The sequence below is a fragment of the Streptomyces sp. NRRL S-1813 genome, assembly GCF_000719605.1.
Classification (GTDB): domain Bacteria; phylum Actinomycetota; class Actinomycetes; order Streptomycetales; family Streptomycetaceae; genus Streptomyces; species Streptomyces decoyicus.
On the sequence record NZ_JOHB01000004.1, the window covers coordinates 142785 to 156183 of the forward strand.

Sequence of the window (13399 nt, forward strand, 5' to 3'; positions counted from 1 at the left end):
CCACGGTCGCGCACGGTCACCGCAATGGCGTACGAGGCGCACGGCGGCCGGGCCGGGCGGCGATGACGGACGCTCAGCCGGGCTGTGCCCCCAGGGCGCGCAGCAGGAACGGGAGGAGTTCGCGGATCGCCGCCTCACCGGACGAGGGGCCGCCCGTGCTGACGGAGTGTGCCGCGTCCGGCGTCAGGAAGAGGCGGCTGACCATCGAGCCGACGACCAGGTCGGCCAGCACGTGTGCGTCCTGGAGCGGCGGGATGTCGCCGCGGGCGACCGCGCGGCGCACCACGGCGGCGGCCCGGTCGCGGACCGGCTGGATGATCGCGGTGTCCAGGACGCGGGCCAGTGCCTCGTTGTGCGCGGCCTCGCCGATGAGCACGTGCAGCAGCCGGCCACCAGGGCCCTCCATGGTGCCGGCCTTGTCCCGGAGCAGGGCGGCGAGGTCGCCTTCGAGGCTGCCGGTGTCCGGCTGGGGGCCGAGGTCGCTCGCCCAGCGGACGGCGGTGCCCACGACCAGATCCTCCTTGGAGCGCCAGCGGCGGTAGAGGGTCGCGGTGGAGACCCCGGCACGCTTGGCGACGGCCGCGGTGGTGAGCCCGCCGTAGCCGCTGTCCTGGAGGACCGCCACGGTGGCCGCCAGGAGCGCCCGGTCGCGTCCGGCGTCCCGCGGGCGGCCGCGGGCGGGCTGCCGTTCGGCGGATGCGGACTGCTTGCTCTCGGTGCGTTCGGCCACGGCCGGAGTCTACCGGCAGCATTACGAAACGAAATGTTTTCGTTTCGTGTAGCGTCGCTGCCATGGCATCGCACACCCCCGCCCCCGACCTGGACGCCGCCGCTGTCGTCGGCAGGCTCCGCCGCACCTTCGCCACCCGCCGTACCGCCGCCCCCGACTGGCGGCGCGGTCAGCTCACCGCGCTGCGCAGCCTGCTCACCGACCACAGCGACGAGCTGCTCACCGCACTCGCCACCGACCTCGGCAAGGGCCCCGAGGAGGCCTACCGCACCGAGATCGGCTTCACCGTCCACGAGATCGACCACACCCTCGCCCGTCTCGACGACTGGCTGGCGCCCCGGCCCGCCGAGCTGCCCGACCGGCTGCTCCCGGCGACCGCCCAGGTCGTCCGCGAGCCGCTCGGCGTCGTCCTGGTGATCGCGCCCTGGAACTATCCGCTGCAACTGGCGCTCGCCCCGCTCGTCGGCGCGCTGGCCGCGGGCAACTGCGCCGTCGTCAAGCCCAGCGAACTCGCCCCCGCGACCTCGGCCGCCATGGCCCGGCTGCTGCCGCGCTATCTGGACGGCGACGCGGTGGCCGTCGTCGAGGGCGCCGTCCCGGAGACCACCGCCCTGCTGGCCGAGCGCTTCGACCACATCTTCTACACCGGCAACGGCACCGTCGGCCGGATCGTCATGACGGCCGCCGCGCGGCATCTGACGCCGGTCACCCTGGAGCTGGGCGGCAAGAGCCCCGTCGTCCTCGACCCGGGTACGGATCTGGCCGCGGCCGCCCGGCGGATCGTGACCGGCAAGTTCCTCAACGCCGGCCAGACCTGTGTGGCGCCCGACTACGTGCTGGCCATCGGCGACACCGCGCACGCCGTCGAACCGCACCTCGCCGAGGCGGTGCGCGAGACCTACGGAGCCGATCCGGCCGGCGCGGACGAGTACGGACGGATCGTCAACGACCGGCACTTCGACCGGGTGACCGCCCTCCTCGGCAGCGGACGCACGGTCATCGGCGGCGCCCACGACCGCGCCACCCGCTACCTCGCCCCCACCGTCCTCGCCGACGTCACCCCCGACGCACCGGTGATGCAGGAGGAGATCTTCGGCCCGGTCCTGCCGATCGTGCCGGTGCCCGACCTGGATGCGGCGATCGCCTTCATCAACGGGCGCGACAAGCCGCTGGCGCTCTACGCGTTCACCGCCTCCGACGCCACCAAGCACCGGCTGCTGACCGAGACCTCCTCGGGTGCGCTCACCTTCGGGCTGCCGGTCGCCCATCTCACCGCGCCCGGCCTGCCGTTCGGCGGTGTGGGCGAGAGCGGGACGGGGCGCTATCACGGCGAGTACTCCCTCGACACCTTCAGCCACACCAAGGCGGTGCTCGACAAGCCGCTGGGGTGACGGCGGGCGCCGCCCGCGGGCCCGCCCGCTACACCGGCCGCATCCGGTAGTCGTACCGCTCCGGGAGCGGATGCCCCGACCGGGCCTCGGCACGGACCTGTTCGGTGACCGGTCCGCCGCCCGCGACCAGCCGCTCGGCGATGGCGTACCAGGTGTCGCCGAGCACCTCGTCGCCCTCCCGCAGACCGGCGACCTCGAAGCCGGCGTCGAAGATCTCGCGGGCCGCGGCCGGCCGGCCCTGGGCGAGCAGCACCTGTGCGGTCAGCAAACGGAAGCGGCCGTCGTCCTGATCGCTCTGCCGCAGGCCCGCGAGCAGCTGGGCCGCCTCGTCGGTACGGCCGGCCGCGAGCAGCGCGGGCACCGCCTCCCGGGCGAGCGCGGGCAGCACCGCCCGCCAGTCCCGGGCCCCCGGGTCCGGGGCCGCTGCCGCCCGTGCCGCTTCGGCGCAGGCCTGCGCATAGCGGTCGGCGGCACGCCCCGTTTCCCCGGCCACCGATTCGGCCACGGCCAGGCAGTACAGCGGCAGACAGCCGCCGTCCTGCCCGAGCGCACGCTCCCAGCTGCGCACGGCCTGCGCACGGTCGCCGGCATGCCACTGGGCGAGCCCCAGGTGGTAGTCGGTGGCCGGGCCCGGCCGCGCGGACTCCAGCAGATCGCGCCAGGCCGGCGCGACCAGCGCCGGTCCGGGGACGGGGCGGGCAGCCGGCAGGTCCCCGGTTCCGAGCAGCGTCAGCCAGGGCTCCTGCTCCGCGCCCAGCGTGGCCTCGTCGAACGGCGTACCGGGCAGGTCCAGTCCCGCGCGGGCGGCCTCCAGCGCGCCCCATCCGGAGCCGGTGGCCAGCGACTCCTTCGGTTCGTGGTCGGCGTACGGCAGCCAGGCGGCGTAGGCGGCATCGATGTCCGTGCGCGGCAGCACGGCCGCCAGCCGGGCCGCGGCCTCTTCCCGGGCCGCTCCCCAGTCCGCGCCGTGCACCGCCACGGGGTCGGTCTCCAGCGGCCCGTACGCCTCCAGCCAGCTGAACTCGCCGCCGGCGTCCAGCGGTACGTGCTCCAGCTGCGTACGGGCCAGACCCGCCTGGATCTCGGCATAGCCGCCGGTGCCGGGCTCGGTGAGCCACTGCTGCCAGCGCCGCCCGGCCCGCCCCGCGCCCCACAGGAAGAGCTTGCGGCCGCGCAGCGTGTCGGTGGAGGTCTGCACCAGGCCGCGGCCGTCCGCGTCGAGGGAGGCGATCCAGCGGCGGGCGCCGTCGGGCACCGCGTAGAAGTAGTCGGCGGGGAACTCGCTGCGCAGCGGATAGGTCCGGTCGGCGCCGTCGGAGTGCGGTACCGGGACGCGGCGCAGGGTCCGTTCGTAGCCGAAGTGCCAGGCCTCCTCGGCGGGGGCCAGGACACGGGTGTGCTCGTCCTCGGGCACGGCGGTGTTGGACCACCAGTAGACCGGCACGGTGTGATAGTGCGGATTGCGAATCCGGACGCCCACGTGGAGGAAGTCGGAGCCGTCGGGCAGCCACAGGTCCACCTGGAAGGGCAGATCGCGCAGCCGCTCCCACTCCCACAGCCGCAGCATCTCCCCGCCGTCCGGCGCCGGGACACGGGCGGCGTGCAACGGGGCGCAGGAGAGGGTGGTGTGGCCGGTGGAACCGATGTTCCATTCGATGCCGCCGGAGAACCAGGCGCCGTTGAGCGCGAAGGCCGCGGGCTGCCACACCGGGTTGCGGTAGAGCAGTTCGCGGTCGGTGGGCTTGTGGTGCAGGGAGTACACCCGGCCGCCGAGACCGGGCAGGACGGTGGCGCGCAGCCGGTCGTTCTCGATGACCAGCGCGTCGAGGTCCGTGGTGCGGCGGGTGCGCCCGTAGCCGTCGCGCATCCGGGCCGGCAGGAGCGAGCGCAGCGGCGCACAGCCGATCTGCCGGGCCATGTCGGCGGGCAGGCCGGCGTCCTGGGGGATCTCGGTGCGGTGCAGGTCCTGGCCGCCGCGGAGGGCGGGGAGAGGGTTGTCGGGGCCGAGGGGGGCGGCGGGGAGGGTCAGGGTGGTGCGTCGCACTCTCGTGGCCACGGCTGCCTCGCAATGCTGGACCGGGCCACCTCGGCTGCGGCGGCCTCCTGTTGACCATGGAACCGCGTGGCCGCCGGTCTGAACAGGGCTTCTTACGGCCCGGCGAGGTCAGGGTTGCGCAAAAAGGTCCTCAAGGAGGCCGGCGAGCAGCACCGCGCCGGTGCCTTCGGGGTCGCGGTCCGGGTCGTAGATGGTGACGTTGACACCGACACAGCGCGGCGAGGCGGCCAATGGGCCCAGCAGGGCATGGAGTTCGTCGGTCAGCAGACCGCCCGGGTCGGGACTGTCGACGGCCGGCATGACGGACGGGTCGAGGACATCCGCGTCGAGATGGATCCAGAAGCCGTCGAGCGGCAGGCTCGCGAAGTGGGTGAGCACATCGCGGGCCACGGCCTGCGGGCCGCGCCGCCGGATCTCCCCCACCGGGGCATGGCCGATGCCCAGGGCGGTCAACTCCTCCTGGTCCTCGTCCGCGTCCCGCAGGCCCAGCGCGCGCAGATCCTCGTCGCGGACGTACGGTCGCAGCCCCTCGATGTCGGTGAGATCCGCCTGCCCCCGCCCGGTGATCTGCGCCAGGCCCTCCCCGGCCGCGGCACCGACCGGGCCGGACACCGCCACATTGCCCGGGTGCCGGAAGTCGCCGTGGCCGTCGAGGTAGGCCACGCCGTACCGCCCCAGCCGCCGCAGCGCGAGCACCACCCCGAGCAGGATGCTGCAATCCCCTCCCAGCACCACCGGGAAGTCGCCACTGCGGACGTGCCGTTCGACGCGCGTCGCGAGCTTGCCCGTATAGGCAGCGAGGGCGGTGGCGTGGAAGACTCCGTCGCCCTCCCGCCATTCCCCGCGGTCGTAGCGGGGTGGCACCACCACACCGCCCTCCAGCGCGCCCAGCCGCCGCAGCAGCCCCTGCTCGCGCAGCGCGCCCGCGAGTTTGTAGCAGCCGGGGACGGTGCCGGGCGCGGGCGGCCGCAGTCCCAGGTTGGAGGGGGCATCGATCAGCACGGTCCGGCGCATACGGAGATCGTCACACAGACGCACCGGAAAAGGGGAGGCCTTGAAACATCTGCCGAAATAGCCTGTCACTTCGGCTCACCGGCACACGGCAGAACGGAAGACCACACCCCATGACGGCCCAGCACACCTACCGAGTCATCGTCCGCGGCAAGTGGGACGGCCTCACGGCACCGTCACGGGACAAGCTGCTCGCCGAGGCGGACGACCACGGTCTGGCGCAGATGCAGTTCACGCCCGAGGGCTCGCTGGCGTACGAGCGCACGCTGCACTCCTTCAGCTACCGCTACGTCATCGTCTCGGACGCGGCGGACGGCGAGGAGATGGCCGCCGCACTCGCCGAGGACAAGGCGGAGAGCGCGCTGAAGGCCGCCGGCCTCGGCTACCGGGAGCTGCGGTCCACGGTCACCGACATGGACACCATGAAGATCAACCGCAAGTCCCGTTAGCGGCCCCGTCGGAGGGCTGCGCGGAGGTGCCCGGCTCGTTGAAGCGCAGGCGGTTTCCGAAGGGGTCGGTCAGGGTCAGCGAGGTCCCGATCTCGTCCTGCTCCAGACCGGGCCGCAGATACGGATAGTCCTTGCCGGCCAGTTCGGCGTGCAGGGCGCGCACCCCGCTCAGCTCCGTGTAGAGCGTGGAGCCGGGCGTCGCGTCACCATGGTGTTCCGACAGATGCAGCACGAGGTCACCGCGCGAGACCTGGGTGTAGAGCGGCATACCGGGCTCGAAGCGGTGCTCCCAGTCGACCGTGCAGCCGAGGTAGTCGACATAGAACTCATGGGACTTGGCCACATCGAAGATCCGGAAGACCGGTACGGTGCGGTGGAAGACGATGTCCATGTCCGACAGGGAATCACATCGTTTTCCCGGCGACCATCTCGGCAGTGATCGCCCAGCGCTCGTGGTCGCGCCAGGCGCCGTCGATGAAGAGGAAGTCCGGGGAGAACCCCTCCAGCCGGAACCCCGCCCGCTTGACCAGGGCGATCGACAGCTCGTTGGCCGGCTGGACATTCACCTCCAGCCGGTGCAGCCCCATCTCCTCGAAGGCGTGGTGCAGGACGAGCCGCAGCCCCTCACTCATCAGTCCGCGGCCGGCGGCGTGCGCAAAAGCGCCGTAACCGATCGCGCCGCAGCGGAACGCGCCGTGCACGATGTTGTTGATCGTGAGATAGCCGGCGATCCGGCCGTCGGCGAGCTCGCAGACCAAGAACCCTTCGCGCAGCGGCTCCTGGAGCCTGCGCAGATAGGTGTCATAGGCGGCGGCGTCGGCCGGCGGGAAGAGCCACGGGCGGTGCAGCTCCGCGCTCTCCCGTGCCAGCGCGGTGAACTCTTCCCGGTCGGCGGCGGTGAAATGCCGGATGCCCACCCGCGGGCCATGTGCGAGGTAGCGGTCGTTGATCGTCACCGGAGGATCGTACGGAGGGGGGCGGCGGCGGACCAGCGTTTTGACCACTCCCCGGCCTGCGGGCCGGGGGCCTACCGCCAGACCGCCGCATCCGTGCCGCAGCGGCCGGGCGGGGTCGCCCAGGTGGCCGGTGCGCCGCCGAAGGAGACGGGCGGGAGGGCGTGGCGGAGCCGGCCGAGGGGGCTGTCGGTCTCCTGGAGGTGCGCTGCGGGGTCGTAGGAGTCGGCGCCGGGCGCCTGCGCTGCGTGGCCGTGCCCCTCGGGTCCGGCGTGCGGCTCGCCGTCGGCTCCCAGGTCGTGCATCAGCCATCGCGCGGTGCGGGCGAGGGCGAGGGTGGCGAGGAACGAGCCGCCCGTGCGGGACTGTTCGGTCAGGGCGCGGAACACCGCGGCGGCCAGCAGATAGCCGGTGCCGTGGTCGAGTGCCTGGGCGGGCAGCGCGCCGGGGGTGCCGCTGCGCCGCGCTCCGCCTCTGCGCTGTGGTGAGTCCTCGGATGCAGAGCCCGCGTCCGCTTCGACGGCGGCGATCCCGGTGGCCACCTGCACCAGGCTGTCGAAGCCGCGCCGGCCGCCCCACGGGCCGTCGTCGCCCCAGGCGGAGAGCCGGGCCACCACCAGCCCCGGGCGGCGTGCGGCCAGCGCCTCGGGGGTGAGGCCGAAGCGGTCGAGTGCGCCCGGACGGTAGCCGGTCACCACGACGTCCGCGCGGGACAGCAGTTCCTCGAAGGACGCGCGGCCGGCGGGTGAGCCGAGGTCGAGGGCGGCGGAGCGCTTGCCGAAGCCGGTGTCGCTGTGGGCGTCCTGACTCTCCGGCAGCTGGGGGGCGTCGATGCGCAGGACATCCGCACCGAGCAGCGCCAGCGTGCGGGTGGCGACCGGCCCGGCGATCACCCGGGTCAGATCGAGCACCCGCAGCCCGGCGGCCGGCAGCGTCGGCGGGCCGGCGAGCGGCGGCAGTCGGCGGAGCGGGGCTCCGGCGTCCAGGGTGTCGAGGGTCAGCAGCGGGTGGGCGGCCACGGCGGCGCCCTGTGGGTGGGCGTCCCACTCCCCCGGTGTGCGGGCGACGACGGCCAGCCCGCCCGCGGCACAGACCGTCTCCTCGATCTCGGCGGCCCGGCGGCCGGCCATCACGGTCTCGACGTCGGGTGCGTCGGCGGTCTCGGGAAGGTCCAGTGCGTGCAGCAACCGGGCGCGGTGGTGCGGGTAGTTGGCGTGGGTCCGTACCCAGCCGTCGGCGGTGCGCCAGAAACGGGAGAGCGGGGCGAAGGACGAGCAGGCGCGGCCGTCGATGCGCAGATGGCGTTCGCTGAGGAAGGCGGTGGCCACCGCGCCGTCGTCGACGCGTACGGCAGGCACCGGACCGCCGTTGCGCCGGGCGGCCAGTTCGGCCGCGGCGAGCGCACAGACCGCGACCGTGGACCGGGCCAGCGACATCGCCGGGAGCCGGGCCGGGAGCAGACCGGGAGGACCGCCGAAAGCGATCCGCTCCGTCAGGGCCGGGTCGCCGCCGAGGGCCGCCCAGGCCAGGTCCGTACCGCCGTTGCGTCCACCGCCGTGTCGTTGCCCCATTCCGGCAGTGTGGCACGGGGCCCGGGTCACCCCCGCGCGAGCTCCCGCTCCCCCGCGCTCGGTGCGGCGAGCGCCAGACGGCGGTGGAAACGGCGCAGCATCATGCGGGCCATGAAGGGGTGGACACGGCGTACGACGGCGAAGTAGAGGCGGCCGGCCGTGCGGTGGATGCGGACGACCGTGCCGAGCGTGACCCGGCCGTCCGCGACATGGACCGAGGCGCGGAAGTCCAGGTGACGGGCGTCCGCGCCGAGCAGGATCTCCTGGTCCGTGCGCCCGAGGACGGGGAAGGCCGCCCCGCGCAGCACGCCCTGCCAGGCGTCCGGTTCCTGCGGCATGCCGGGCCGCAGCTCCAGCTGCCAGGCGTCCTGGAAGTCGGTATGCGGGAAGGCGCTGTGCGCCAGCCGGGCCGCGGCGGGGAGGGGGACGGAGCGGGGCCGGTCCCAGAGCAGACGGTTGAGCAGGCGTACCCGGGCCGGCCGGCGGACCGGGACCGGCGCCCGGCCGGTGGCGGCCCGTTCGATGTTGTCGAAGATCTCCTCCACGACCGTGCCGTGCACGGCACGGATGCCCAGTGACCACATCAGCCTCTGGAGGAGCGGGAGTCGGCTCTCCAGCACGTGTTCCACCCGGCAGCTGCCGGGATCCAGCGGCCGCACGGTGACCTCGTGCCATCCGCTCTCCCCGCCGGTGAAGCAGAAGCGGATACGGCGGCCCGGTTCGTATGCGGCGACGCGGTAGCGGATGAAGCCGTGCCCGCCGTCGGCGCCGACGCCCAGCGGACGGTCGAAGCGCATCGGCGGCCAGACGGGCGCGGGAAAGAGCGGATCACCCTCGCCGCCGAGCCGGTCGAGCAGGGCCCCGACGGCCGCGGCCGGGGCGGGGACGGTGCGGGCATGGACATCCCGGACGGTACTGACGGCACTGACGGCATGAACGGCACGCACAGGGCACCTCCATACGGTGGCGTATGTTTGACCGTACGGTACCGTATGGACATGGCCCCACAGCGAGCGAAGGCACTCCGCGACAGCGGCACACGGCAGCGGCTGACCGCCCAGGACTGGGCCGAGGCCGCGCTGGCGGCCATGGGCGAGGGCGGGCTCGCCGCGGTGGCCGTCGAACCGCTCGCCGCCCGGCTGGGCACCACCAAGGGCAGCTTCTACTGGCACTTCGCCAATCGGGACGCGCTGATCGAGGCCGCGCTGAAGCGCTGGGAAGAGATCGGCACGGAAGCCGTGATCGCCGAGGTGGAGGCCGAGCCCGACCCCGGCGAGCGGCTGCGCGGACTGCTCATGCGGGCCACGGACCGGTCGGCCGCCGACCCGCTGGACGTCTCCCTGCTGGCGACCGCGGCGCATCCCCGGGTGGCCGCCGCGCTCGCCCGGGTGACCGCCCGGCGCATCGGCTATGTCGCCGCGCTCTTCACGGAGCTGGGCTTCTCCGAGGACGAGGCCCGGCAACGCGGCCTGCTCGCGTACACCGCCTACCTCGGGCACACCCAGCTCGGGCACGCCATCCCGGAGAGCCTGCCGGCCGGCCCCGCGCGCGACCGCTATCTGGACGGGGTGATCGAGACCCTCGTACGGCCGCTGAACGGAGGTGAAGGTTCCGATAATGAGCGAATCTGAGCGAAGTTGGCCGAACTGCGCGTAGACGTGCCCGGCATCCGAGGCATGAGGTGAGATCAGCGCGCCGAACACGGCGCGCATCAGCATTGACATCTCACACCCGAGCAGCTCGACCCCCACGTTGAGCTTCTCGTACGGGAGGAATGCCGTGACCGAAGCCATCTCCTACTTTCAGGACCGCACCTGTCCCTATCACCCGCCCGCCGGCTATCAGCCGCTGCGGGAGACCGGGCCGCTGGCCCATGTCGCGCTCTATGACGGCCGCAAGGTATGGGCCGTAACCGGCCACAGCGAGGCACGGGCGCTGCTGAGCGACCAGCGGCTCTCCTCCGACCGGCAGAACCCGGCCTTCCCGCTGCCGTTCGAGCGCTTCGAGTCGATCACTCAGGTCAGGACACCACTGATCGGGGTCGACGACCCGGAGCACAACACCCAGCGCCGGATGCTGATCCCCAGCTTCAGCGTGAAGCGGGTCGCCGCGCTGCGGCCCGACATCCACCGGATCGTCGACGAGCTGCTCGACCGGATGCTGGCCGAGGGCCCGCCCGCCGAGCTGGTCTCCGCGTTCGCGCTGCCGGTCCCCTCGATGGTGATCTGCTCGCTGCTCGGCGTCCCGTACTCCGACCACGAGTTCTTCGAGGGGGAATCCCGCCGCCTGCTGCGCAGCCGTACGGCCGAGGAGGCCAAGGACGCCCGGATCAAGCTGGAGGAGTACTTCACCGAGCTGATCGCCCACAAGGAGAAGAACCCGGGCGACGGGCTGCTGGACGAGCTGATCGAGGAGCGGCTGCGGTCCGGCACCCTCGCCCACGAGGACCTGGTCCGGCTCGTCATGATCCTGTTGGTGGCCGGCCATGAGACCACCGCCAACATGATCTCGCTCGGCACCTTCACGCTGCTCGAACACCCCGAGCAGCTGGCACAGCTGAAGGCCGAGGAGAGCCTGATGCCGACCGCCGTCGAGGAGCTGCTGCGGTTCCTGTCCATCGCGGACGGCATGCTGCGGGTGGCGAAGGAGGACATCGAGATCGGCGGGCAGCTCATCCGCGCCGACGACGGTGTCCTGTTCCCCACGTCGCTGATCAACCGGGACGAGACCACCTACCCGTCGCCGGACGAACTGGACCTCGACCGTTCCGCGCGCCACCACGTGGCGTTCGGCTTCGGGATCCACCAGTGCCTGGGGCAGAACCTCGCCCGGGCGGAAATGGAGATCGCGCTGCGCTCGCTGTTCACCCGGATCCCGGACCTGCGGCTCGCCGTGCCGGCCGCCGAGGTTTCCTTCAAGCCGGGCGACACCCTGCAAGGAATGATCGAATTGCCGCTGGCCTGGTAGCAGCCATGACGGCAGACGAAGGAAAGGGGTCCGGGATGCGGATCACGATCGACACCGACATCTGTATCGGCGCCGGCCAGTGCGCCCTGACCGCGCCGGGCGTGTTCACCCAGGACGACGACGGCTTCAGCGCCCTGCTGCCCGGCCGCGAGGACGGTGCGGGCGACCCGCTGGTGCGGGAGGCCGCCCGCGCCTGCCCCGTGCAGGCCATCACGGTCACGGACGACTGAGCCGCCACCTCCGCGGGCGACCCGGCTGACGCGCGCGGCCCCGGCCGACACCCGGCACCGCGGCGCGCCCGACACGTTCCGCCCACCTACTTGTCCCTACGGCATCCACCCCATCCGCTACCGCAACACCCCTTGTGTGACGGGCAGTTCGAGCACCCCGGTGTCCCCGGGCGCGCTGGAGACCGTCACCGGCTTCACCCCTCGATTGCCCGCATAGGCATCGTCGCTCGCGGCGATGACGAAGCGCAGTCGGTGCCCCGGCTCGTAACGGTGCACGATGCCCGGCAGTTCCACGGTGAACCTCCGGGTCACATCGGACACCCGGGCCGGGGCCACCAAACGGTGTACCAGCGTCTTCCTGCCGTCCGGCGCGACGTCGTAGAGCTTGGCGAAGAGCACCAGTTTGTCGGCCGCGTCCGAGGAGTTCTGCGCCTGCTCGGCCCGCGGTGAGGAGACCTTCAGCGTCACCCTGGGCGCACCGACCACGTCCACCGGCCCGCCCGCCACCGGCTTCGATGTCCAGTCCAGGTAGGTGCCCCTGGCGTCGTACGGCGCCGCGTCCGGCAGGCCGAGCAGCCCGGCCAGCGAACTCTCCGAGTGGCTGGTGGCCGTCCGCAGATTGCGGTACTCCCGGCCGCCGCGCGCCACCTCGCCGCGACGGCCGACGAGTGTGCCGTCGCCGGAGAGATACAGGCGCAGGCTGCCGCCCGCCGGGAAGGCGCGGGAGGCGGCATAGGCGGACCCGTCGCCCACCCAGTCCCGGTAGTACGCGAAGGCCGGGCCGGTGCCGGTCGCCGTCCGCCGGTGCAGATACCGGTCGAACCACGCAAGGACCCGCCGCCCGACATAGCTGGTCTCCAGATTGCCCTGCGCCAGGTCGAGTTCCCCCTTCGCGGGCTTCTTCATGCCGCCGCTGTGGCCCCAGGCCTGCCAGATCATCTTGGCCGGGGTGCCCTGGGCGGCCAGGGTCCGGTAGGTGGCGGCGGCCTCGTTGAGGTTGAACAGACTGTCGTCCTCGCCCTGGACGAGCAGGGTCGGCGCCCTGACCGACGCCAGGTACGAGACCGGGGAGACGCTGCGCGCATAGCGGAGCACCGCGTCGGTCCGGTCGGCCGGGTACTTGCCGGAATCCAGCAGCCGCTTGGTGTCGCAGGCCTGCGCGACGAAGTGCAGACAGCCGGCGCCGCCGGTCCGCGACGGGTCGAGGTTCGGATGCAGCAGCCCCTGCGCCTCACCGATCAGAAAGAACCCGTTCGTCCACTGCCACTTGTACGCACCGGGCAGCGGCCCGGTGACGCCCCGCGTACGTCCCGCGTTGTTGGGGTCGAGGGAGTAGGAGAGGTCGTTCCAGGTGATGAGGGGGACCAGCGCGTCGAGACGGTGGTCGGCTGAGGCGGTGGCCAGCTGGACCGCCCCGCCGTAGGACCCGCCGATCATGCCGACCCGCGGATCGCCGGTCCCGTCCTTGGTGACGTAGTCGATACGCGTCCCGTTGTCGGCCGTACGGGTACCCGCCAGCAGGTCGACCAGCCCGCTTGCCGCCCGGCCGTCGATCCTGGGGTCGTCGAGGGAGATCGGGCAGCCGGTCTTGCCGAACCCGAGCCCGGAGTAGGCCAGTGCCACATAGCCGCGGGCGGCGAAGGCCTTGGCGAGGGCGTCGGTCGGGCCGTCCGCCTTGTTGCCGCCGAAGCCGTTGGTGGTCAGCACGGCGGGCGCGGGGTGGGCGGCGTCGGCGCCGGCCGGGCGGTAGACGTCCGTATCGAGGGTGCACTTGCGTGCACCGGCCCGGACCGTGACCTTCAGTGCGGTGACGGTGTACGGGTCGGCGGCGGCGGTCGCGGGGGCGGTCAGCACGAGGGGGGCGGCGAGGGCGGAGCCGGCCAGCACGGCGAGGGACCTGCGGAGTACGGGACGGGAATCGCCTCGGGGCACTCCTCGGGACACGCTGGGCACGAAGACCTCCACACACGTCGTACCAACCAGTCGGTAGCGGCGCGCTCATGCTGTGACACGTGTCATGGCATGTCAACGCTCCCGACGC

Annotated in this window: 13 protein-coding genes; 5 read left to right on the plus strand and 8 right to left on the minus strand. The window is 72.8% G+C overall.

Going from position 1 to position 13399, the window contains the following annotated elements; all coding sequences use genetic code 11:
* Nucleotides 1-73 precede the first annotated feature (73 nt).
* Nucleotides 74-730, minus strand: coding sequence for a TetR/AcrR family transcriptional regulator (locus IF67_RS0109325; RefSeq protein ID WP_030983989.1), 657 nt, complete (start codon nt 728-730; stop codon nt 74-76).
* A 62-nt stretch (nt 731-792) separates the two neighbouring features.
* On the opposite strand from IF67_RS0109325, the gene IF67_RS0109330 reads away from it, so the two are divergent.
* Nucleotides 793-2121 carry an aldehyde dehydrogenase family protein gene (locus tag IF67_RS0109330; RefSeq protein WP_030983991.1) on the plus strand — a complete coding sequence of 443 codons (1329 nt, stop codon included), beginning with the start codon at nt 793-795 and terminating at the stop codon, nt 2119-2121.
* 28 nt (nt 2122-2149) lie between these two features.
* Here the strand turns inward: IF67_RS0109330 and IF67_RS0109335 are convergent, their stop codons facing one another.
* Complete coding sequence (locus IF67_RS0109335; protein WP_030983993.1) at nt 2150-4177, minus strand: DUF5107 domain-containing protein; 2028 nt, start codon at nt 4175-4177, stop codon at nt 2150-2152.
* A gap of 108 nt (nt 4178-4285) precedes the next feature.
* Nucleotides 4286-5191, minus strand: coding sequence for an arginase family protein (locus tag IF67_RS0109340; protein WP_030983995.1), 906 nt, complete (start codon nt 5189-5191; stop codon nt 4286-4288).
* Between the two features lie 110 nt (nt 5192-5301).
* On the opposite strand from IF67_RS0109340, the gene IF67_RS0109345 reads away from it, so the two are divergent.
* Entirely contained in the window at nt 5302-5637 is a 336-nt protein-coding gene (locus IF67_RS0109345) for a DUF6204 family protein (RefSeq protein WP_030983996.1), read from the plus strand.
* On the opposite strand, the gene IF67_RS0109350 is transcribed toward IF67_RS0109345, so the two are convergent.
* From IF67_RS0109350 to IF67_RS0109365, 4 genes are all read right to left on the minus strand, one after another.
* Nucleotides 5618-6028 (minus strand): glyoxalase superfamily protein, encoded by a 411-nt coding sequence (locus tag IF67_RS0109350; RefSeq protein ID WP_030983998.1) that lies wholly within the window; start codon nt 6026-6028, stop codon nt 5618-5620. The two genes, IF67_RS0109345 and IF67_RS0109350, sit on opposite strands and share 20 nt — an antisense overlap.
* 13 nt (nt 6029-6041) lie before the next feature.
* Complete coding sequence (locus IF67_RS0109355; protein ID WP_030984000.1) at nt 6042-6593, minus strand: GNAT family N-acetyltransferase; 552 nt, start codon at nt 6591-6593, stop codon at nt 6042-6044.
* 71 nt (nt 6594-6664) lie between these two features.
* Complete coding sequence (locus IF67_RS0109360) at nt 6665-8161, minus strand: CoA transferase (RefSeq protein ID WP_030984002.1); 1497 nt, start codon at nt 8159-8161, stop codon at nt 6665-6667.
* A 26-nt stretch (nt 8162-8187) separates the two neighbouring features.
* On the minus strand, nt 8188-9108 hold the full coding sequence (locus IF67_RS0109365; protein WP_030984006.1) for a DUF2867 domain-containing protein: 921 nt from the start codon (nt 9106-9108) through the stop codon (nt 8188-8190).
* A gap of 45 nt (nt 9109-9153) precedes the next feature.
* Here IF67_RS0109365 and IF67_RS0109370 point away from each other — a divergent pair, with 45 nt between their 5' ends.
* From IF67_RS0109370 to IF67_RS0109380, 3 genes are all read left to right on the plus strand, one after another.
* Nucleotides 9154-9792: a TetR/AcrR family transcriptional regulator gene (locus IF67_RS0109370; RefSeq protein ID WP_030984007.1), complete on the plus strand. Its 639-nt coding sequence runs from the start codon at nt 9154-9156 to the stop codon at nt 9790-9792.
* A gap of 148 nt (nt 9793-9940) precedes the next feature.
* Nucleotides 9941-11128 carry a cytochrome P450 gene (locus IF67_RS0109375; protein ID WP_030984009.1) on the plus strand — a complete coding sequence of 396 codons (1188 nt, stop codon included), beginning with the start codon at nt 9941-9943 and terminating at the stop codon, nt 11126-11128.
* Between the two features lie 35 nt (nt 11129-11163).
* Nucleotides 11164-11358 (plus strand): ferredoxin, encoded by a 195-nt coding sequence (locus IF67_RS0109380; protein ID WP_030984014.1) that lies wholly within the window; start codon nt 11164-11166, stop codon nt 11356-11358.
* A gap of 117 nt (nt 11359-11475) precedes the next feature.
* On the opposite strand, the gene IF67_RS0109385 is transcribed toward IF67_RS0109380, so the two are convergent.
* Entirely contained in the window at nt 11476-13311 is a 1836-nt protein-coding gene (locus IF67_RS0109385) for a CocE/NonD family hydrolase (protein ID WP_420708621.1), read from the minus strand.
* Nucleotides 13312-13399 lie beyond the last annotated feature (88 nt).

What these genes read in the sequence shown, in the direction of transcription:
- IF67_RS0109330 (WP_030983991.1), top strand. Translation starts at nt 793, where the DNA reads ATGGCATCGCACACCCCCGCCCCCGACCTGGACGCCGCCGCTGTCGTC.
- IF67_RS0109340 (WP_030983995.1), bottom strand. Translation starts at nt 5,191, where the DNA reads ATGCGCCGGACCGTGCTGATCGATGCCCCCTCCAACCTGGGACTGCGG.
- IF67_RS0109345 (WP_030983996.1), top strand. Translation starts at nt 5,302, where the DNA reads ATGACGGCCCAGCACACCTACCGAGTCATCGTCCGCGGCAAGTGGGAC.
- IF67_RS0109350 (WP_030983998.1), bottom strand. Translation starts at nt 6,028, where the DNA reads ATGGACATCGTCTTCCACCGCACCGTACCGGTCTTCCGGATCTTCGAT.
- IF67_RS0109360 (WP_030984002.1), bottom strand. Translation starts at nt 8,161, where the DNA reads ATGGGGCAACGACACGGCGGTGGACGCAACGGCGGTACGGACCTGGCC.
- IF67_RS0109370 (WP_030984007.1), top strand. Translation starts at nt 9,154, where the DNA reads ATGGACATGGCCCCACAGCGAGCGAAGGCACTCCGCGACAGCGGCACA.
- IF67_RS0109380 (WP_030984014.1), top strand. Translation starts at nt 11,164, where the DNA reads ATGCGGATCACGATCGACACCGACATCTGTATCGGCGCCGGCCAGTGC.